This is a genomic window from Angelakisella massiliensis (assembly GCF_900104675.1).
GTDB classification, from domain to species: domain Bacteria; phylum Bacillota; class Clostridia; order Oscillospirales; family Ruminococcaceae; genus Angelakisella; species Angelakisella massiliensis.
The window spans coordinates 747,946-769,154 of record NZ_LT629945.1; the positions used below are offsets into that span (position 1 = coordinate 747,946).

Sequence of the window (21,209 nt, forward strand, 5' to 3'; positions counted from 1 at the left end):
TCTTACCCCTCCTCCACGCTGAAATAAATCTCCTGCTGCGGCGCTACCTTCACGGTACACTCCAGCATCTCCGGAGGCACCATGGCCTGATGCCGCTTGTTGCAGATGACAGTCTCACCGCACTTGCCCACCAGGCGGGCATTTTTGTACGGGGCGGTGACACGCATAAAGAAGGTCAGATCTTCATCGGCAGACAGCTCCACCCGCTGGGGAACAATGAAATTGATCCGGTCGGAGTGGGTGACGGTGCGATACTGGGGATGCTCCGGCAGCTTGCCTGCCAGATACTTTGCGGCGCCTCTGGCGGCAATCTCGCCGGAGAGGGAAACATAGTCCACCAGATCGAACACCACCGAGACATTGCCGGCGGCGAAGATGCCGGGACAGCTGGTCATGAAGTTGTTGTCCAGCAGAGGAGCCCGGGTCTTGCGGTCCATCTCCAGGTGGGCCTGGCGGGACAGCTCGTTCTCCGGAATCAAGCCTACGGCCAGTACCAGCAGGTCGCAGTCGATCACTTCCTCGGTGCCGGGGATCACATTGCGCTTTTCATCCACCTTGGCCACCGTTACCCGCTCTACCCGCTCCTTGCCTTCGATGCGGGTGACAGTGGTGGACAGATGGAGGGGAATACCATAGTCATCCAGACACTGAACAATATTCCGGGTCAGGCCGCCGGGATTGGGCATCACTTCGTAAACGCCCTTGACCTTGATCCCTTCCAGGGTCATGCGGCGGGCCATGATCAGGCCGATATCGCCGCTGCCCAGAATGACGGCGTTTTTGCCGGGCAGATAGCCCTCCATATTGATATACCGCTGGGCCGCGCCCGCTGTCATCACACCGGCGGGGCGGGTGCCGTAAATAAGAACCTGGCTGGCGGTACGTTCCCGGCAGCCCATGGCCAGAATGATGGCTCCGCACTGGATGCGCATCATGCCGTCAGTGGGATTGCAGGCGTAAATGACCTTCTCATCGGTCATGTCGATGACGATGGTATCCAGCTTCACCTCAATGCCGCTGCCGTCCAGCTGGTCGATAAACCGTTGGGCATACTGGCCGCCGGACAAACGGGCGTTAAACCGATGCAGACCAAAACCATCATGGATACACTGCTGGAGGATACCGCCCAGGGAAGTATCCCGCTCCAGCAGCAAAACCTTTTCAATGCCCTGCTTCCGGGCTTCCAGCGCCGCAGCCAGACCGGCGGGACCGCCGCCGATGACCGCTACATCAACCTGAAACTCTTTCATTTGTCCGCACCTCCCTCATTGACCTTCGAGCGGCTTTCACAGAGCAGCACATTGCTGCCCTCCCCTTTCAGGGTGATCTCGGTGGGATCTTTGCCCAGTTCCCGAGCCAGGATCTCCAGCACACGAGGCTGGCAGAAGCCGCCCTGGCAGCGTCCCATACCGGCTCTGGTACGGCGTTTGATGGCGTCGATGCTGCCGGGAACAATGGGAGAATGGATGGCATCCAGAATCTCGCCTTCGGTGATCTGCTCACAGCGGCAGATGATCCTGCCGTAACGGGGATCCCGGCGGATCAGCTCATCCCGCTGCTCGTTGGTCATATGGCGGAACTCCACCCTCCGTTTGCGGATGGGGTTGAAGTTCATGTTCACGCTGGGGAAAGCGTCATGCTCCTGCAGGTCCCCAAGCAGAATACCGCAGGCCATTTCGGCTACGGCGGGGGCGGAAGCCAGACCAGGGGACTGGATGGCGCCCACGTTGATAAAGCCGTGGGTCTTGTCGGACATCTCAATGACAAAATCTTCCTTGAAGTCCGCCGGACGGGAGCCTGCGAAGATCTTGATGATATCGCCGGTGCCCACATAGGGGTTGCTGTTGCGGCTCATGGCATAGCGGAGATCCTCTGCGGTGGTCTCCACATCTTCCTTATCTGGAACTTCTGTGGCGCTGGGGCCAAGAAGAATATTAAACTCGGGAGTACGGCACATACCGCCGCCCTTGGATTCCACGTTCTTTTTCAGCACCACTTCATTGCCGGTGGCAAAGCCGGCCAGAGCATTGTAGAGGGGCGGAGCGCTCTTATCCAGAATGGCGATGGTACCCTTTCTGGGATGAATGGTGTAGCATCTGTCTCCGGCCATTTCGGAAATCTCGTCGGCATAAACACCGGCGCAGTTGATGACATACTTGGCGCGGATGATGCCCTGATTGGTGACCACACCGGTGACCTGGCCGTTTTCGGTCAGCACATCACCCACGGTGCAGTTAAGGCGGAAGTGAACGCCATTTTCCGCGGCGTTCTCCGCCAGCGCCACCACCACGTCATAGGGCTCCACCAGGCCGAAGGAGGGCAGCCACAAGCCGAGCACCGGCTTGACGCCCGCTTTTTCCATCTCTTCGCCCAGTCTCGGCTCGATCTGAGCGATCTCATCCCCACGGACCAGACGCGCGCCGTCCACACCATTGATCACAGCAACGGCGTACATCTTTTCAATTTCGGGGACCAGCTTTTCGCTGGTGACCACCTTGAGGGAACCGCAGCGCTGCAGCTCAAACCCCAGGTCCTTGGCCCACTGGGTATACATCCGGTTGCCCCGAACGTTCAGCTTCGCTTTCAATGTCCCCGGCTTGACCGCATGGCCCGGATGGATGTCGCCGTTGTTGGCCTTGCTGGCGCCCGAGGCCACATCGTCCCCTTTTTCCACCACAACGATCTTCAGGTTGTAACGGGCCAGCTCTCTGGCAATGCCGCAGCCGCTGACGCCCGCGCCCACAATGACAACGTCGGCGCTGTCCACTTCTCCGATGCGGCGGCCTTCCTCCACCACAGGGGTGTAGTCCTTTTTGGGGATCTCCACACCCTTGGCGGTCATGTCGCTGACCACATTGCGTACACCGGGGATCTTTGCCACCGCATGACCGATCTGAATGAGTACCGCCCACGTACTGCATTCACCGGAAAGGGTGACGATGTTTCGTTCATCAATTTGTGCAGTGATGCGCTCGTCAGGAAATTCGCTGCGCAACAGCGCGTTGATCGCTTCAATCAAAGTAGCTTCCTCCTTGCAACGCAGATTCTCTCACAGCCCTCACATCAAATATACGAAAAAACATATATTGCGAAACTATCATTTTAAGTGTACCAATTACTGCTGCTTTGTCAATAGATTTTACATTATTTTTGTCCTTAAAACTCTATTTTTGTACTCTTTGTTCAGAGATGGCCCGTTTGCTTGGTCAAATATACAAAATAAATTACATTTGCATATTTCCGCCCAATACGGTATAATTTTATTAGTTAGTTTATAAACAAAATCGGGCCAACGATAGGAACAAAAAGATGGATACAACACTGTATAAAAAAGTCGGAATCGCAACTTTAGGCATCGCACGAGACCTGATCCTGAGCAATGTGGGCGATAAATGCCCCACCATCGCGGAATGCACCGAAAAATTCGGCGTTTCCAGAGGAACCATTCAGGAGGCTTTTGCCATTCTGGAATCTTCCGGCAGCGTCGTTACAGAAAAAAGAGGGAAAAAGGGAGCGATTATCCAAAGCAAGGATGATCAGCTTCTGTACCAGTACGCCCAGCTGGATGCCATTACCGCCTCCATGCCCACACCTCTCAACCAATACTTGATGGGGCTGGCTACGGCCATCTGCCGTTCCATGTCAAAGACCACTGTTCCATTCACCTTTGCCTTTATCCAGGGGGCTTACAACCGGGTCAAAGCTCTGCGGAAAAACAAATATGACATGGTCATCACCTCTTATATGACGGCCAAGAATTTTCTCGCTGAGTACAGTGAGCTGGAAATTGCCATGACCCTGAACGAATGCCTGTATTCCAAGGAATATGTCATTGTGGTCAACAGTCCCAATGTCACCAGCCTGAAGGACGGCATGACCTTTGGCTTTGATCCCACCTGTTCCGACCAGCTGGCCATCATCAACAAGCTTTCCTGCGACTATGATTTGAAGCTGATCAAGGTTCCCTACGGCTCATCCCGTTTTGCTCTGGCAAACCACACCGTGGATGCCATTGTTTATCGCCGGGAGCAGTGGCTGGAACGCTTTGCTTCCCAGATCACCATCCTGCCTGCCAAGGGCTACAAGGCGGAGATGGATATGCCTGTTATTCTGGTCAATAAACAGAACTACGGCATGGATCGCCTGATCCGCAGTTTTCTGGACGAAAAAGAGTGCGCCCAGATACAAAACGCTGTTATTGACGGCTCCATGGAAATGCAGCTGTATTAAAGGCAGATCATGCCGGGACAAGCTGCGGAGCACTTTTACCGTGTTCTGTATTCTGACTGGCTCGGTAAAAACTTTTGGTATATTCTTTATATTATTTTACGTTATGGATACAAACGGTCTCCGTCTTATGAAAAGCCGGAGACCGTTTTTTATTTGATCGGTTTTGCCGTATCCCAACCTGACGGTACAAAACTTCCAGCAGGTTTTAGGCGAACAGCTGCGCCCACCTTCTTTTTTCATTCAGGCAGATTGCAGGATCATCTTTTTGCAGGGAAAATTCACTCCATGTTCCTGGGATTGAGCAGCCGCTGAGGATCAAAAGCCAGCTTCACCTGTTCCATCAGCCGCAGCTGCTGGTCAGAGGCAATTTTTTTCAGCATGGGAGAACGAGTTTTGCCCAATCCATTTTCATTGAAAAGCATACCTTCTCCGGGGGCCACGGCATCGGCCAAAAAGACGATGGCTGAAAGGGCCCGATCCAGCTGATCCTGGTCCTGACAAATGAAATTGATATGGGGCATTCCCGCGGCCAGATGTCCGAATATCACTCCTTCCAGAGCGTATTCCTCCAGCGCCCTGCGGCAAAGCGCCAATATTTCTTCCGGTTTTTTGTCCCGGAAGCAAAAATCCGCCGCCACCTTTCTGGCGTTGGGGAAGCTGGTTTGGACCGTACCCACTTTCATGTTGACCGCTTCGGGAACAGCGTGGCGCAGGGCGTGAAACAGCTTCAGCTCCCGGGGCTCGCTGGCGGCCCAGACATTTTCTTCCGGGATGGCAAAGCGGTCCGCACATTCCATGATCGCCATCAGTCCCTCCTCCAGCTCTTCAGTGGAAGGGGCTGTCAGCTGGCAATAAAGCGCCACGGGAAAACCCTCCGGCAATTGCGGCAGCGCCGACAGGGCGGGAAGTCTGGCCCGCTGCGCCTCAATAAGGGCCAGGGATTCCTGGCTGAAATATTCCACTGCCTCCAGTGTGACCGATGTTTCCTCGCAGGCAGCTATCAGCTCCTCCATCAGGGAGCAGGCCGTTTGCTCATCTCCGCAGAAAAGACAGATCCCCCAGCAATCGGCAGGGGCCGGAGAAAGGCGTACCGTCAGCTGTGTGACGATCCCCAGCATTCCCTCGCTTCCTGCCAGGACGTCTATGAGATCGTCCCCGGGGGCGGGAGACAGCTGGGAAAATTTTCTGTCGGGGCAAAGAATCGGGGCCTCTTTCAGCTTCAGGAAGGGGATTTCCTCACCCCAGCGGTATTGTCCCCTGGAAAACTCCTGGTAAGAGCCATCCGCCAGGACGAGCCCCACCCTTTCCACATAATCGGCCATTCGTCCGTGGGCCATGGCGGTCAATCCCCCGGCGTTGCTGGCGAACATCCCCCCCAATGTAGCAGTCGTTTCCGTGGGGTCCACTGCAAAGATCCAGCCTTCCTTCAGCCGGTCCAAAGCAGCCTGATCACAGCAGTCAAAACGGCGGCGGGCAATGGCCTCCTGCAGCTGTTCCAGGGTGACAGCAGCCCCGGCAGTGACCAGAAGGCTGCCTTTTTCATCCATGGACAGGGAGGGAGCCTGAGTCAGCCGCGCGGTACTCATCACAATGCCGCCCATGGGCACCGCCCCGCCGGTGATGCCGGTACCTCCGCCCCGGACGGTGACGGATGTTTTCTTTTCCCGGGCCTGAGCCAGGATCTCGGACACCTCCTCCGGTGAGGATGGAAGGGCGATCCATGCCGCCTCACCTCTGAGGCAGGATTCATCCCGAAGGTAGCTTTCGTGGCAGGCAGCGTCAAAGGGTGTCATCAGGCGATCCATCAATATTCATCCTTTCCCCAGTTGGATACAGATTCCCACGATTAAAAATTATTTTTCCATGATCATGCGGTGCAGATTTTCCAGTACACACTGGCTGTCGTCCTGAATGCCCGCATCGCAGTAGCGAAAAATCAGAGCATCCGGGTCCTTATTCACCGCCGCCAGCAGCTTGCTTTCCGATACGCCTTTCATGAAGGCCGCCGCTCCGGAAGCGCCAAAAACAACGGTCACTTCCGGTTTCGCCCGAACGCCGGAGATGCCGATCATCGCGGATTCCGGCATTTTGCCGTCCATAATGGCCGCTTTGGTGGCTCCCAAAGCACAGCCGGTGCGGCTGCAGATCTCCTCCATCAGGGCCACGCCCTCTTTGGAAACTCCCCGTCCGCACACCAGCATCACCTTGGCCTGAGCCAGACCGGTATCCTGCTTTTTCAGTTGGGAAGCGCTTCGGTTGATTCCGGCAAGAGGGGGAAGGGGGCAGACCTGTACCTCTTCCACCGGTCCCGGTTCCAGCTCCTTTGCGGCAAAGGCGTCTGAAAGGGTGACAAATACCGGCCATTTCCGGGCAGTAAAGCATCCGTTCAAATTGTAACCGTAAATTTCCCGTTCCACGGTAATTTCATCGCCGGAAAGGTTCCGTACCATGGTGACATCGGTCAAAACGCTTCCTCCCGTGCGGGCTGCCAGACGGGCCGCCACCTCGTTGAACAGCATTCCTCCAGGGAAAAAAACTGCCGAAATACTTCTTTCAGATACCAGCTTTTCCAACGCGTCGGCGCATTGTCTTCCGTCCGGCAGTACTTCCGTCTCCCCCAGCTGGGTGAGGACGCAGCGGGGAAGGGAAAGGCTCTCACCCTTCCATGGACAACAGCTCCAAATTTCCAGCGGCTCCTCCGGTGTGGAGGAAAAAGCTGCGGCAGCACTGATGGCCCGAAGGTTCTTCTCCTTTACAGGTTGGAAGTCCCCAAAAATAACAGCGGCGGTTTTCATCATCCCTTCCCTCCCTGTGCAGACAAAATTTTTTCCAGCAGCCAGCCTGCCTGCTCTTCTTCAGTCCCCTGGAGCATGGAGCAGGTTTTGGTATTGTCCACTCTGTAAATATTCTCCGGTACAAAACAATCAGCAGCAGCCACTGTTTCCGGAGGCGGCAGCTGCTCCACGGTGCGGCTTTTGACCGCCATTTTCTCTCTGAGGGTGGCAATGCGCAGATACGGATGGACAGCGGCATCCATGGACAGCACCGCAGGCAGGGACACCAGCGCGGTGTGGAGGAACAGATCGTCCTCATACTCCACCTGCAGCCCCTCGCCAGCCGGCTGCGCCCAGCGTCCGTGGCTGATCAGCGGAAGTGCCAGCCGTTCGGCCAGCAGCGTCTGGGTAACGCCGAAATCAAAGGGATACTCTGTACATCCCGTCAGGATCAGATCAAAGGGACCCTGCCGCAGACAAAAATCCGCCGTCAGCTCCGCCGCGGAGGCGGGGTCCAGATCCGGCGGAACCGGAAGCTGATAAATTTCCTTCAGGCCCACAGCATAAAGATTTTTGGCAATGGCGCTCAGGGGATCGCTGCCCAGATACAGTCCGGTGATTTCCGCTGCCCCTTCCAGGGAATCTCTGATCAGCAGGGCCTGCTCCAGGGCCGCCTCATCAGAAGGATTCAGCTGCTTTTGCAGGTAGTTCAGATCCATTTCACCCCTGGAAATCCGACGCCATTCCTCCTCCGTCAGATTTTCCAAATCCCGTCCAAGCCGGAAAAAAACAAGAATTTTCAAGAAAATGCCTCCTTTGATCAAAGGTATCCTCCAAAAATACGTTTTTTTGTTCTTAATTATAGGATAATGCATTTCCAGGTTTTTCACAAGAGTGTTCCCCAAATTTCATCAAAAACATTTTTTAAGTCAAAAAATCATACAAAAAACGATTCCCCCTATTTATGACGATAATTTTTTCATAAATAGTGGAATAGTTTCATATATTATGGATAGTTTTATAGACAACTAAGCTCACTTTGTTAAAAAAATATCGTTATAACAAACAAACAATTCACGAAATGTATTTTTATCTATACATACGAAATCGTCTAAAACAGCTTGAAATGTTAAATTAAAATAGTTATATTGATTACTGTCCAGTGCTGAATGTCAAGGGCCCATGACAAAAGTATTAAAAAACGTACTTATAAGGCACTCTACATCAAACGCGAAAACGATTATTGCGGTAAAACTATCATCTTCTCCGCAGACGGTGTCTGCAAACTGGTACCACTGGCGCTGACTCCCAAAAATTCCAAGAGATACGAGAGAGGATAATCAGGAGGTTGCCAATGAAAAGGTATGTTTTGGTCATTGATGAGGGAACCACAGGAGTAAGAGCGATTCTGTTTGATTCCGGGTTTGAAATCGTTTCCCAGCACTATGAAAAGCTGAATGTGCACTATGAAAAGGGCGGCATCGTAGAGGAAAGCGCCGCCGAGATTTTTGACAAAGCTGTTTTCTGCGGAAGAAATGCCATCAAAGAGGCAGGTATTGCACCTGATGAGATCGACTGCCTGGGTGTGACCGTACAGCGGGTGACATGGGTCTTCTGGGACAAAGAAACCGGCGAACCGGTCTGCGACGCAGTGGTTTGGCAGGACACCCGGGCCCGGGATATGGTTCCCGTGGTTCGTGAGGATCCGGATTTCCGCAGAATCTGCCCCTATTTTGTAAATGAGCTGAGAGCCACCAGCATCTGTGTTTCCATTCCGCTGTATCTGAAAAACCATCCCGATGTCAAGGCACAGCTGGACGCCGGAAAACTGCTGTTCGGCACCATGGAAACCTGGCTGGTATGGAAGCTGACCAAGGGTAAGGTTTTTGCCACCGACCTGTCCAACGCCAGCACTTTGGGTGCGATGGATGAAAAGGCCCAGAAATGGGATATGAACATGCTGGGCAATTACGCCGGCCTGCCGGAGAGTATTTTCGGCGAACCGAAAGCCTGCGCTGATGACTATGGCATGACCGACGCCGAATTTTTCGGTGTGGAGATCCCCATTACCGGCGTGGTGGCGGATCAGCAGTCTGCCCTGTTCTCCCAGGGCTGCCATGAGATCAGCACCGGCAAATGCACCAACGGTACCGGCAGTTTTCTCACTGTCAATATCGGTCAAAGCTATCCGGAACGTCCCGAGGGCGGCCATCAGGGTATCGTGCCCCGTGTGGCCTGGAAGATCGGCGATACCACCGACTACATGGTGGAAGCCCTCTGCCCCACCACCGGCGCGGTGCTGGAATGGGCAAAGGATAAGCTGAAACTGTTTGATGATATCAAGGAAGTGGACGCGTTGGCCTCCAGTGTGGATAACACTGACGGCGTCTATTTCGTTCCCGCCCTCACCGGGCTTTATTCCCCCTATACCGATCCCACCGCCAGAGCTTCCTATATTGGTATTTCCGGTTCCACACGGCGGGAGCATTTTATCCGGGCCACCATTGAATCGGTCGCTTTCGCGGTTTGCGGCGCTTTTGAAGCCCTGCAAAGAAAGTTCGCCCTGGATCTCAAGGAAGTGATGATCTCCGGCGGCGTATCCAAGAGCGATATCGTTGCTCAGAACATGGCCAATCTGCTGAACATGAACGTGGTCCGTCCCAAGTCTGTGGAAGCCACAGCTTTGGGCGCGGCGCAGCTGGCGGCTATTTACAGAGGCTGGCTGACCAAGGATGATGTCCGGGCTATGGTTCAGAAACATAAGGTCTTTGTCCCCAATGACCAGCAGCAGAAATATATGGATAACTATAAGATCTGGCTGAAGGCCGTGGATCGCTCCAGTCACTGGCTGGATAACGTGTTGTGAGGGTGAATACATCATTTTGGAGGAGGTACAATCATGTCTGAAACTGCGAACAAAACATCCGGCAGAGGTTGGATTCTGGTCGTTGTCGCCTGGACCGCTGTATTTCTGGTCAACCTGGCGAACTTTGCTCTCGGTATGCTGCTGCCCAGCATGCGTGAAGAACTGAATTTCGGTATTGAAGTAGCAGGTCAGCTGAGCGCTATGGCCTGGATCACCAAGGCTTTTGTCACCATCCCCATCGCGCTGCTGGTGGCGAAAATCAATCCCAAGTATGTATTGGGTGTTCTGTATCTCATCACCGGCGCCGCTCTGATCATGCAGGGCTTTGCCACCAATCTGGCCATGATCTTCATTGGCCGGGCGCTGGTCTCCGGTGTTTCCGCCGGTCTGTTGTCCCCCCTGGTTCTCATCAAGATCAACTGGTTCCCCAAGGATAAGTTGACCCAGGTTAACGGTATCGAAAACTTCATCAGCCCTGTCGGTCAGGCCATGGGTACCGCTGCTGTCGGTTACCTGCTGGCGGTTCTCAGCGGCTGGCGGAATCTGATGATTGCCATGGGCGTTGTCGCTCTGGTGGTTGCGGCTGCCTGGTTCCTTACCTACAAGGAAAAGGAAGGCGCCGAGTTCAAGAAGAGCGATGCTCCTTTCCTGGAGCCCCTGAAGAAGGCTCTGAAGCTGAAGGAAGTCTGGCTGCTGGCTCTGGGTTGGCCCGGCACCAGCCTGGTGTGGATCGCCACCTACACCTTCTGGCCCACCTACGCTACTGAAAGCCTGGGTCTGACACTGGATCAGGCTGGTTTGGTTCTGGGTCTGCTGCCCATCGCCTCCGCCATCGCCTCTCTGATCAGCCCCACCATTACCAAGTGGATCGGCTACGACAAACTGATGATCTGGCCTTGGGGCTTCATCCTTCCTGTCTGCTACTTTGCAATGCTCAAAACCAGCAGCATCCCCCTCCTGTGCCTGGCTTCCTTCATGGCCGGTTTCGGCGCTTACGCTTTCGTTCCCATCGCTTTCACCACCCTGTATAAGCTCCCCGGCGTTGAGCCCCGTACTGTTTCCCTGGGCACCAGTTGCATCCTGACTATGGTAGGCGTTGGCGGCTCTCTGGGCGGCTACATCGCCGGTGCTCTGGGCGAGACCATGGGCCTGTACAACGGCATGGCCATCTGCTGCCTGTCTCCCCTCATCTTCGGCGTGCTGACCCTGTTCCTCCCCGAGCTGGGCAGAAAATATGAGGAAAAGAAAAAGGCTGCTGAGGTAAAATGATCCAAAAAACAATGGATATCAGCCTGATACGTCATGGCTGGACAGAGTATAATCACCGGGGCGCTTACTGCTGCGATCTGGACCCGCCTTTATCTGTCTATGGAGTGCGTGATCTGGCGCTGTTGTGCAAAGAGCACCCCCATGAACCGGTGGAACAGGTCTACTGCAGTCCCCTGATCCGCTGCCAGATGACAGCCGCTATCATCTATCCCCAGCATGAACCCGTGATTTTCAATCAACTGCGGGAAATGTCCTTTGGAGAATATGATGGACGGTTGGCCAGTGAGGTGAAAAAAGAACCTTATTATCAGCAGCGGGAGGTTTTGGGCGATCTGTTCCGCATGCCTGGAGGAGAAAGCTTCCAGGAGGCCACGGAGCGCATGAAGCAAGGGCTTGACCTGGTGGTAAAGGATGCCATGGAGCATCAGTACAGCCGCATCGCCGTGGTTTCTCACAGCGTTGTCATTTCACGCCTTCTTCGGGCGTGTCTGGAGACGCCTCTGACACCGGCCCAATTGTTCCTGCCCAACGGTATGGGACATCTGGTGCAGTGGCAGTGTAGCGAAAAAGGCTTCTCCCATGGCAGGCTCACTTATATCGCTCCCATCCCCGAAGGGGGAAAACGTCCTGATATGAATGACTCTCCCTATATAAGCAAGTAATGATCGAATATGTGTGCCATGGGGACAGGGCCACCCCGCCCCATGGCTCCCTTTTCCAAGTGTCCCATCATCCAAAGGAGGAAATCGTAATGAAAGTAAGCAAGGAAACCGCTATTGCGGAACTGAAAAAAATCGTGGGCGAAGATCGCGTTATCACCGATCCCGAAGTGCTCAAAAACGCGGATGTCCTCAACCGCAGCTATGCCAAGGCCTTTGGCGTATATGCCACTCCTCCCGCCCTGTGCGTGGTCAACGCCAAGGATACAGAGGAAGTTTCCAAGGTCCTCAGCTACTGCAATGACCAGCTCATCAGCGTCATCCCCCGCACCGGCGCTTCCGGCGGCGAGGCTCTGCTGGAAACCGTCAACGATACCACCGTTTTCCTGGATGGTTCTCTGATGAACGGTATCCTGAAGATCGATGAGGACAACATGATGGTCACCGCCCGCTGCGGCACCCCCCTGCGGGTCATTGAGGAGACTGTCAACAGCAAGGGCTACACCACCGGACACGCTCCCCAGTCCCTGCCCATGGCGGACATCGGCGGCCTGGTTGCCACCCGCAGCATCGGTCAGTTCTCCACCTATTACGGCGGCATCGAGGATCTGATCTGCGGCATGGAAGGCGTCCTGCCCAACGGCCATATCTTCCGCATCCGCAATGTCCCCCGCCGTTCCTCCGGTCCCGACCTGCGTCACATCCTCATGGGCTCCGAGGGCGGCCTGGGCTTCATCACTGAAGTGACCATGAAGCTGTTCCCCTATCATCCCGAGGACAGATGGTACGGCGGCTACAAGATGAAGAATATGCACGAGGGCTTCAAGGCTCTGCGGGCCATCATCACTGCCGGATACAAGCCTTCCGTCGTTCGTCTGTATGACAAGACCGATATGGACTACAACTTCGGCAGCGTACAGATGGAGGACGAGGAAGCATTCATGTTCTTTGTCTGCGAGGGACCCGCAGGCGTTGTCAAGGCTACCGGCGACGCCATCCATGAAATCGCTCTGGCCCATGGCGGCAACTACATCGGCACCGAAGCGGTCAAGCACTGGATGATCCACCGCAACGATCTGTGCAATTCCTACAGCGGCGATCAGCGGTATGTGAAATTCCGTGAGACCCAGACCATGTATTCCACCACAGAGATCTCTGCCAGCTGGACCGATATCGTCAAGATCTATGACGACGTTATCGCCAATGTGCCCCAGAAGTGCGAGCACCTGGTCATGCTGGGCGGACACGTCTCCCACAGCTACATAAACGGCACCAACATTTACTTTGTCTACCGCATCAAGATGCCCAATCCGGAAGAGGCGGATGCCATCCATACCCAGGTGGTCCATGCCATCTGCGAGGAAGTGCTCAAATATGAGACCGGCGGCTGCGTCCATCATCACGGCATGGGCAAGCGCCGTGTCCAGATGGCTCCCAAGGAGCACGGCACCTCTTATGAGCTGATGAAGATCATGAAGAAGGCTTATGACCCCAACGGCATCATGAATCCCGGCGTTCTGGTGATGCAGGAGGAGAAATAAAATGCCCTTTCTCGCCATCAAAACCAACAAGGTCCTCACCCCTGAGCAGAAGGAACGGTTGGCCGACCGCATCGGAGAACTGGTATCCATCATTCCCAACAAGCGCAAGGAGATCCTGATGGTGGATGTGGAGGATGGACACACCATTTATTTCCGTGGTACAATAAATCATGATTGCGCGCTGGCCGCTCTCAGCTGCTATCAGGCTGCTCCCTATGAAAAGAACCGGGAGTTTACGGAGAAAATGATGAACGTGATTTCGGAGGAACTGGGGATCCCGGTACCTGAAATTTACGTCACCATTATGGAAATGCCTGTATGGGGATCGGGCGGCACCCTGAAAAAAGCGCCCTGACCAGCTGTAACAGATGGCCCCGGACGCCGGCGTGAAATATCGTCGGCGCCCGGGGTTTTCCTGCAGCGGCGGAGAATGATCCGGCTCGCGCCTGAAACTTCCAAAACGCCTCACAGGGAAAGGAGAACAAAAATGAATATCCTTGTTTGTGTCAAGCAGGTGCCTGATACCACGGAGATCAAAATCGACCCTGAGACCAATACGCTGCTGAGAAACGGGGTACCCAGCATCGCCAATCCCTATGATATCTGCGCCCTGGAACTGGCTGTGCGCTGCAAAAAGGAGCATGGGGCGTCTGTCACTGTGCTGACCATGGGACCGGAGCAGGCAAAAGCCGTATTAAAGGAGTGTTTGTCCCTGGGGGCGGATCATGCTTATCTGGTCAGCGACCGGCTTTTCGGCGGCTCCGATACTTTGGCCACCAGCTATATTCTTTCCACCGCCATCCGCAGGCTGGAACAGGAGCATGGCGTCTATGACCTGATCCTGTGCGGCAAACAGGCCATCGACGGCGATACCGCTCAGGTGGGGCCGGAAATCGCCGAAGAGCTGGGACGTCCCCAAATCACCTATGCCGCGGATTTGACCCTGGCGGGAGAGGAAATACACGTCAAACGGGAAACCGATGATGGTTATGATATCATCGGCGCCAAGCTTCCCGCTTTGGCAACAGTGATCAAGACCAACTTTCCCCCTCTGGTTCCCACAATGAAAAGCAAGCTGGCCGCCAACAGGGCCGTTATTCCGGTGATCACTTCCAATGACCTGGAGATCGATCCCGCCCGCTGCGGTCTCAAAGGTTCCCCCACCAAGGTGCGGAAAACCTTTGTGCCGCCCCGGGGGAAAAAGACGATAAAAATCAGTGGGGAAAATCCTGAAGAAGCCGCCAGGCAGCTGGTGGAGGCGTTCAGACAGGCCCAGGTATTGTAGTGGAGGTGGCCCCAATATGAGTACAATCCATCCGGGAAAAAATATTTTTGTTTTTATTGAAACTGAAAACGGACAGCCTAAAAATGTAGGCTACGAGCTTCTGGCTCCCGGCCGGACGCTGGCTGAGCAAAGCGGCCAACAGCTGGTTGGGGTGGTCATCGGCTCCCATGTGGAGCAGTGTGCCCGGGATGCCATTTGCTATGGCGCTGAGCAGGTGATCCTGGTGGATGGGCCTGAATATGAGCCCTATACCACCGACGCCTTTTCCATCGCGCTGACCAGACTGATTGAAAAATACAGTCCCTCCACCGTTTTGATGGGCGCCACCGGCAACGGGCGGGACCTGGCCCCAAGAATTTCCAGCCGTCTGGGAACGGGGCTGACTGCCGACTGTACCTCTTTGGAAATCAATGGCGAAACGGGAGAAATGGTTTGGACCCGGCCGGCCTTCGGCGGAAACCTCATGGCTATGATCCTCTGCCCGGACCATCGTCCTCAAATGGGCACCGTGCGTCCCGGCGTATTCAAAAAACGTCCCTATGATGAAACAGCTGCGGGTGAAATCATCCGGGAAGAGATTTCCATCGCCCCCGGGGAGAGCCGCACCAGATTGATTGAACGGATCAAAGAAGTTTCGGAAAGCGTGGATCTGGAAGGAGCCGAGATCATTGTCGCTGCCGGCAGAGGTATCGGCGGGCCCCAGAATATGGGGATCGTTGAGGAGCTGGCGGACGCTCTGGGGGGTACTGTAGCTGTGTCCAGGGCGGTGGTGGACGCGGGATGGGTCCCCCATGCCTATCAGGTGGGCCAGACAGGAAAAAATGTTTCCCCCAAGCTGTATATTGCCTGCGGTATTTCCGGAGCGATTCAACACACCTGCGGCATCAGTGGTGCGGATTATGTTGTGGCCATCAACAAAGATCCTGACGCACCCATTTTTGAACTGGCGGACTGGGGCATCGTGGGAGATCTGTTTGAAATTCTTCCCGCCCTCACAGCCGCTGTCCGGGAAGGATGACAGCCGCCGGGGAGAGAAGGCTCCCAGGAAAACCCACGGTTTTCTTCTTGAGAGCATATCCTGAAAACGGTGTATCTGAACCATTTCGTTCTTTCTGCGGATAAAGAGCGGCAAAGCTTTGAAAGAATATTTCCCAGGAAATTTCTGTAAGAATTTTGTGCTTCCATACTGCCCGGTGTTTTTCATCTGAAAACATCCCTCCAGGGATTTTGTGAGGTAAACGGCAGCCGCATACAGATACCTTGTCACCTTTTACCGGCCAATGCTTTCCTTCCAAATTCAATGAAACTGAATAACATAACAACGGCCCCATCTTGAATGTATGGGGCCGTTGTCTGTCAAAAAAGGATTGCAAAAATAAAATACAAACCCATATTTTTATACCACAACTCATGCCTGCTGAGTCCAGAAACCGGGATATCGCAGCTGGTTCATCCGCAGCCATGCAGCGTATCCAGGAGGACCAAGTCCTCTGGAAATGTACCCAACCTTACAGACAATCAGGCCCCCATGCTGAGCACACGGGGGCCTGATTTATTGCTTATAATTTCTCATCTTACAGCATCCGGCCGCTCAGGAGCCCTGAACCGTAATCTCATCACTCTCAAGGGGAATCTGCTGGTCCGCCAAATCATCTGCTGTTCGAATATCGCTGAACAGATAATCGTCATTGCTCACCGCTTTTTCCTTTTCAAAAATGCTGATATAAGGATAGGCCTTGTGGAAGCCACGGACATAAGCAAAGGAAAAATACAACAGTGACAGCAGCACCGCGGTTACCAGCGCCCAATTGCGGTAGAACTTCTGCTCCTTTACCTGAGCCATCTGCTTTCTGGCAGTATGCTTGTCTTTTTTATTCAGTTCCTCCTGGTTCAGCGAATCCACCTGGAAGGTATCCACCATTTCGGGCACCACCAGCATGATCAGCGGGAAGAAATAAACCGACAGCCGCTCCAGAATAAACATCCGGGTGATGAAAATATACAAAATAAAGGTAAAGAGGGAGGAATAGATCAGAATACTGCTTCTGGGGTCCCTTTTTAACAGCCGGTTGGCAAACAGCGCCACACACAGGAAATAGATCGCCGGCACCACTACATAGGAAAGGCCGTTGGCAGTGGCGTAAATGCTGTCCAGATACATGGCATATTGAGGGAAGATATAGGTAGTGACAAACTCAATCAGAGGCTGGTATGCCACATAACCGATGAGGGTAGCAGCGGCGTAAGCTCCCACCAGATACCAGTTAAAGGGAAGGTTCAGCAGGAAGTAGCAGGGAATCATCACCAAAGCGCTGGTGTGGAAGCCTGCCGCCACCAGCACCAGCAGCAAATAAGGAATGAACTTTTTCCGGCGGAGCAGACCATATCCGGCAAAAAGAATAAATGCTGCCATGGACTGCCGCAGCAGATTCATACTGTGAGGGAAAAACTGCATCGTCACATACAGAAGCAGACTGAGCCATTTGTTGCAGGACCAGCGGTAAACCACCCACAGCACCAGGGCGGTCATGATCAGATTGCAAACCAGCAGCAAAATGTGATAGCTGCCGCCCACCATGGCCACCAGCCGGTTGAGGATGGCAAACAAGGGATAACTGGCTCCATATTCCAGCACCTCTTTCCACCCGGGAAGGGCAGCGATATCCTCAAAAATAGTCTGATAACTGAAATAGTCAAAGCCTATGGAATACCGCAAAGTAGCAATAGCCACAAAAGCTGCCCCGGAAATCAGCAGATAGGTCCATTCCATTTTTTTGCCGCCCAAATGGTCGCACAAAAACCAACCGCCGCCGATGAGAAAGGCAATCAGCAATAAATATACCATCATTTTATACAGCGCCTCGCTTCCTGTTTTGTGAGAAAAAGTTTTCGCTCTCCTGACAGACCTGCCTGAACAGTCCTCCCTCACCATGGAACAGCAGGGAGAAAATCCTGTTCCCAGCGCTTTCATTTTATAAAAGCGAAAACTTTACAGGCAAAAATCCGCCCTGGGCAGAAGCCGTTCATTATGGAGATCGTCTGTTTGATCAGTCCTCCAAATCCTCCAGAACCAGCAGATCCCGGTGACTTCGGAAAGACTCTGCTTCCTGCCCCTCCAGATCCCGCCTGATGAGGGAAACGATATAGCTATTCACACTTTTCCCCTGACGCTGCGCCGCCTCCATGATCCGTTCCTTTTCCCCTTTGGGCACCTTGATCTCAATGCGATCATAGGTCCGGGCATTATATCGGGCGGTAGCTCGCTTCTGGGCTTCTGAATATGCCATCACAACAGCCTCCCATTTCCGGTCATTTCAGAGCATAACCAGAGTTAGTATAACATACAACATCGAAAAAAGCATGAACAAATATCATATTTCTGCTTCGGATACCTGTTTTTATTGAATTTTTACTGGAGATACGGCAAAAAATGAGCGAAAAATCGCTGTTTAGCACTCTCGTGTACAGAGTGCTAAAATTAACATTTTATTCATCATTCTTACCTTGTTTTTTAACAACACAGAACTATAATCAAAATTGTTCAAAGGAACAAAAGATCCTCCGGAAAAACCGAAGGAATCACTTCAAGGAAGGTGAATCGGATGTGCTGAACAGCAGTTACCTCGTCAGCACTGAATGTACGACGATCAGAAAATAAATTCTCTGCCCACTCTTCCCCCGCCAGGAGGGGACAGGGTCCTTGGAAAACAAAATTCTTTCAGGCGGTGGAGAAATGGAGTTTATGATGTTTGGTCTTATGCCTTTTGAAAACAGTAATGATAGTTTCCGTGATATGTTCCGTACCCTGGACCGCATGGAGCGTGGCTTCTTCGGCAACAACGACAGCAACGTCTGCCAGTTCCGTACCGATATCCAGGATGAAGGGGACCACTACCTGCTGGAGGCTGAGCTGCCCGGCTTCAATAAAGAAGATATTTCCATCCAGGTCAGCGGCGGTTTCCTGACAGTTTCTGCTCAGCACAAGGAGGAGCAGAATGTAAAGGAGAAGAATTATGTCCGCAAGGAGCGGAGATTCGGCAGCTACTCCAGAAGCTTTGATATCAGCGGCATTGACAGCGCCGGCATCAAAGCCGCTTACCAGGATGGTATCCTGAATCTGACCCTGCCTAAAGCCAAAAAGGAGCTTCCCGCTACGCAGACCATTGCCATTGAGTAAGGAAAAAAGGCCCCCGGAACTTTAAAAGGGGGCCGCCAATAACGGAACATCCTTTTCCTCCCTCCCTATATAAATCCTCCCGCTGTGCGCTCAAACGGCAGCGGGGGGATTTTTTTGATCCACGGGCAAAAATCCCAAAGGGGCTTGCCGCTCGCTGTCCTGCAGCCACTTTTTTAGGAAAGAAAGTCCCCGCCTTGTCAGAAAACAGCTGCCATTTTGAACTCACTGGTTCCGGGTAAATCATCCCCCATGGGTTTTCTTCCATGAGCAAGGCGCCAAACGTATTCTTTGCATCGGTTCCCCATCTCAGGGGTACAAGGAGCATCCGCCGGCAAATCCTTCATGGCTTTTCTCCGGCATAAATCATGGATTTTTATTCCTGCCATCCCAATCAGAAAAGCACGGCTTCTGGCCGGGCAAAAGAAATTATGGAATACCGGATGCAGATCCTCCCGGACCAAGAGAGCAGATGCAGATAAAAGAAAAAGATTCAGAGCGCCTGTGCTCCAAATCTTTGACAGTATCTCATTGAAGGATACCTGTTTTTTCCAATTATACGTCTGATTTTCCAGACATACTCAAAGGCCCGAGGGATTACCCCTCCGGCCTCAGACTGTAGAAAAACCTAGTTGAAGGAACAAATGAACTTCAAAATCATAAAAATCAGGACATGTGCCTGATTTTTATACCACGACCCGCGCCCACTGGGGCGCGAAACCGGGGGTATCGCCGCTGGTTTCATCAGGAACCTGCGGCGTATCCAGGGGGACTGGGTCCCCCTGGAAGTGTGCCGAACCCCTTCGGCACACTCAGACGGACATGTGCCTGATTTTTATACCACGACCCGCGCCCACTGGGGCGCGAAACCGGGGGTATCGCCGCTGGTTTCATCAGAAACCTGCGGCGTATCCAGGGGGACTGGGTCCCCCTGGAAGTGTGCCGAACCCCTTCGGCACACTCAGACGGACATGTGCCTGATTTTTATACCACGACCCGCGCCCACTGGGGCGCGAAACCGGGGGTATCGCCGCTGGTTTCATCAGAAACCTGCGGCGTATCCAGGGGGACTGGGTCCCCCTGGAAGTGTGCCGAACCCCTTCGGCACACTCAGACGGACATGTGCCTGATTTTTATACCACGACCCGCGCCCACCGGGGCGCGAAACCGGGGGTATCGAAGCTGGTTTCATCAGGAACCAGCTTCGTATCCAGGGGGTACCCAATACCCCCTGGAAGCGTGTCGAACTTTTTCGACACGCTCAGGCCGGAGGGATTTACTCCTCCGGCCTTTGCTTTATCACTTAGTTTTCAAAAGGGATTTGCTTATTTGCCGAAATAACGGGCCAGCAGACCAGCAAAAGCCTTGCCATGACGGGCCTCGTCACGGGCCATCTCATGTACGGTGTCGTGGATGGCATCCAGACCCAGCTCCTTGGCTCTCTTGGCCAGAGCGGTCTTGCCGGCGGTAGCGCCGTTCTCCGCCTCAACACGCATCTCCAGGTTCTTCTTGGTGGAGGGGGTCACAACCTCGCCCAGCAGCTCGGCAAACTTGGCAGCATGCTCAGCTTCCTCATAAGCAGCCTTCTCCCAGTACAGGCCGATCTCAGGATAGCCCTCTCTGTGAGCAACGCGGGCCATGGCCAGATACATACCAACCTCGGTGCACTCGCCGGTGAAGTTCATCCGCAGACCCTCGATGATCTCAGGATCGCAGCCCTCAGCAACACCCACTACATGCTCGGCAGCCCAGCTCATCTCGGTGTCCTTCTGCTCGATGAACTTGGAAGCGGGAGCCTTGCACTGGGGGCAGAACTCGGGAGCGGCATCGCCCTCATAAACATAACCGCAAACGGAACATACAAACTTAGCCATAATATAAATCTCCTTTACTTGAATTTTTTGTTTTCTTTTCGAAATCAATAATGATAATCGCTATCATCTTTGACCATACTATATCATATCTCCAGAAGAAAAGCAATAGATTTTTTGATTTTTTCAAAAAAATCTTTTTCCAGCGCGCCAAATACACCGCAGCCATCACAGCATCCCCAAACACCTTCTTTCCTGGCGATGTAAGTGAAAGGAAAACCTTTTCTCCATTCACAGCCCGGAGCGTCAGCTTTCAATCCTTTTCCCCTCTTTGGGGAAAAGCCGCCGGCAAACTTTTTCCCTTCTTTGGCAAGCCCATGGTATACTCTGCCTTTTCCTGTTCATACTAAGGTTCGTAAAGGAGGTGAATGTGAAATGTCCAAGAATCATTCCGCCGAGAACGGCACCCGTCCCGCTTCCGGTAAGAAAAACGACTCCGCTACCCAGAAGAAGGACCCTGTCTCCGGACAGAACATGAAAGGCGACGCTTCTGTTTCCGACAGCAAAAACTGCCGCTAAAGCTTGTTCTCCTTTGCCGCT

General features: G+C 53.5%; 20 protein-coding genes. 10 read left to right on the plus strand and 10 right to left on the minus strand.

The annotated features are described in order from the left end of the window. Positions 1-2: 2 nt before the first annotated feature. Positions 3-1,250, minus strand: coding sequence for an NAD(P)/FAD-dependent oxidoreductase (locus BQ5383_RS08825; protein WP_071431210.1), 1,248 nt, complete (start codon positions 1,248-1,250; stop codon positions 3-5). After that, positions 1,247-3,019 carry an NAD(P)/FAD-dependent oxidoreductase gene (locus BQ5383_RS08830; protein WP_071431213.1) on the minus strand — a complete coding sequence of 591 codons (1,773 nt, stop codon included), beginning with the start codon at positions 3,017-3,019 and terminating at the stop codon, positions 1,247-1,249. Before BQ5383_RS08830 ends, BQ5383_RS08825 begins: the two co-directional genes overlap by 4 nt. A 290-nt stretch (positions 3,020-3,309) precedes the next feature. Between BQ5383_RS08830 and BQ5383_RS08835 the strand changes: the two genes are divergently transcribed. Continuing rightward, positions 3,310-4,230, plus strand: coding sequence for a YhfZ family protein (locus BQ5383_RS08835; protein WP_071431215.1), 921 nt, complete (start codon positions 3,310-3,312; stop codon positions 4,228-4,230). A 278-nt stretch (positions 4,231-4,508) separates the two neighbouring features. Here the strand turns inward: BQ5383_RS08835 and BQ5383_RS08840 are convergent, their stop codons facing one another. Genes BQ5383_RS08840 through BQ5383_RS08850 form a run of 3 tightly spaced genes read right to left on the minus strand, consistent with a single transcriptional unit; the run spans position 4,509 to position 7,807 of the window. After that, complete coding sequence (locus BQ5383_RS08840; protein ID WP_071431217.1) at positions 4,509-6,035, minus strand: FAD-binding oxidoreductase; 1,527 nt, start codon at positions 6,033-6,035, stop codon at positions 4,509-4,511. Positions 6,036-6,083: 48 nt separating this feature from the next. Then, positions 6,084-7,028 (minus strand): electron transfer flavoprotein subunit alpha/FixB family protein, encoded by a 945-nt coding sequence (locus BQ5383_RS08845; RefSeq protein ID WP_071431219.1) that lies wholly within the window; start codon positions 7,026-7,028, stop codon positions 6,084-6,086. Beyond that, positions 7,025-7,807 (minus strand): hypothetical protein, encoded by a 783-nt coding sequence (locus BQ5383_RS08850; RefSeq protein ID WP_071431221.1) that lies wholly within the window; start codon positions 7,805-7,807, stop codon positions 7,025-7,027. Before BQ5383_RS08850 ends, BQ5383_RS08845 begins: the two co-directional genes overlap by 4 nt. A 551-nt stretch (positions 7,808-8,358) precedes the next feature. Between BQ5383_RS08850 and BQ5383_RS08855 the strand changes: the two genes are divergently transcribed. From BQ5383_RS08855 to BQ5383_RS08885, 7 genes are all read left to right on the plus strand, one after another. Then, positions 8,359-9,870 (plus strand): FGGY family carbohydrate kinase, encoded by a 1,512-nt coding sequence (locus BQ5383_RS08855; protein WP_071431223.1) that lies wholly within the window; start codon positions 8,359-8,361, stop codon positions 9,868-9,870. A 33-nt stretch (positions 9,871-9,903) separates the two neighbouring features. Then, positions 9,904-11,139, plus strand: a complete 1,236-nt coding sequence (locus BQ5383_RS08860) for an MFS transporter (RefSeq protein WP_071431225.1) — start codon at positions 9,904-9,906, stop codon at positions 11,137-11,139. Next, positions 11,136-11,801 (plus strand): histidine phosphatase family protein, encoded by a 666-nt coding sequence (locus BQ5383_RS08865; protein ID WP_071431227.1) that lies wholly within the window; start codon positions 11,136-11,138, stop codon positions 11,799-11,801. Before BQ5383_RS08860 ends, BQ5383_RS08865 begins: the two co-directional genes overlap by 4 nt. An 89-nt stretch (positions 11,802-11,890) precedes the next feature. Beyond that, positions 11,891-13,339 (plus strand): FAD-binding oxidoreductase, encoded by a 1,449-nt coding sequence (locus BQ5383_RS08870; protein WP_071431229.1) that lies wholly within the window; start codon positions 11,891-11,893, stop codon positions 13,337-13,339. A gap of 1 nt (position 13,340) precedes the next feature. Further along, on the plus strand, positions 13,341-13,694 hold the full coding sequence (locus BQ5383_RS08875; RefSeq protein ID WP_071431231.1) for a phenylpyruvate tautomerase MIF-related protein: 354 nt from the start codon (positions 13,341-13,343) through the stop codon (positions 13,692-13,694). A 132-nt stretch (positions 13,695-13,826) separates the two neighbouring features. Next, positions 13,827-14,624 carry an electron transfer flavoprotein subunit beta/FixA family protein gene (locus BQ5383_RS08880; RefSeq protein ID WP_071431233.1) on the plus strand — a complete coding sequence of 266 codons (798 nt, stop codon included), beginning with the start codon at positions 13,827-13,829 and terminating at the stop codon, positions 14,622-14,624. 16 nt (positions 14,625-14,640) lie between these two features. Next, positions 14,641-15,642, plus strand: a complete 1,002-nt coding sequence (locus BQ5383_RS08885; protein ID WP_071431235.1) for an electron transfer flavoprotein subunit alpha/FixB family protein — start codon at positions 14,641-14,643, stop codon at positions 15,640-15,642. On the opposite strand, the gene BQ5383_RS20730 is transcribed toward BQ5383_RS08885, so the two are convergent. The 3 genes from BQ5383_RS20730 to BQ5383_RS08900 form a co-directional block, all read right to left on the minus strand. Further along, positions 15,617-16,087, minus strand: a complete 471-nt coding sequence (locus BQ5383_RS20730) for a hypothetical protein (RefSeq protein WP_139193391.1) — start codon at positions 16,085-16,087, stop codon at positions 15,617-15,619. The genes BQ5383_RS08885 and BQ5383_RS20730 overlap by 26 nt on opposite strands. Positions 16,088-16,215: 128 nt before the next feature. Then, a complete protein-coding gene (locus tag BQ5383_RS08895; protein ID WP_071431239.1) occupies positions 16,216-17,472 on the minus strand; it encodes an EpsG family protein in 1,257 nt (418 codons plus the stop codon). A gap of 199 nt (positions 17,473-17,671) precedes the next feature. Further along, positions 17,672-17,911 carry an Arc family DNA-binding protein gene (locus BQ5383_RS08900; RefSeq protein ID WP_071431240.1) on the minus strand — a complete coding sequence of 80 codons (240 nt, stop codon included), beginning with the start codon at positions 17,909-17,911 and terminating at the stop codon, positions 17,672-17,674. Positions 17,912-18,324: 413 nt separating this feature from the next. Here BQ5383_RS08900 and BQ5383_RS08905 point away from each other — a divergent pair, with 413 nt between their 5' ends. Then, entirely contained in the window at positions 18,325-18,801 is a 477-nt protein-coding gene (locus tag BQ5383_RS08905) for an Hsp20/alpha crystallin family protein (RefSeq protein ID WP_235821960.1), read from the plus strand. A gap of 1,322 nt (positions 18,802-20,123) precedes the next feature. On the opposite strand, the gene BQ5383_RS08920 is transcribed toward BQ5383_RS08905, so the two are convergent. Together BQ5383_RS08920 and BQ5383_RS21095 are read right to left on the minus strand one after the other, a co-directional pair. After that, positions 20,124-20,672, minus strand: a complete 549-nt coding sequence (locus BQ5383_RS08920; protein WP_071431246.1) for a ferritin family protein — start codon at positions 20,670-20,672, stop codon at positions 20,124-20,126. An 83-nt stretch (positions 20,673-20,755) separates the two neighbouring features. Beyond that, positions 20,756-20,926 carry a hypothetical protein gene (locus tag BQ5383_RS21095; protein WP_172724607.1) on the minus strand — a complete coding sequence of 57 codons (171 nt, stop codon included), beginning with the start codon at positions 20,924-20,926 and terminating at the stop codon, positions 20,756-20,758. Positions 20,927-21,044: 118 nt separating this feature from the next. Between BQ5383_RS21095 and BQ5383_RS21100 the strand changes: the two genes are divergently transcribed. Further along, complete coding sequence (locus tag BQ5383_RS21100) at positions 21,045-21,188, plus strand: hypothetical protein (protein ID WP_172724608.1); 144 nt, start codon at positions 21,045-21,047, stop codon at positions 21,186-21,188. Positions 21,189-21,209: the final 21 nt, after the last annotated feature.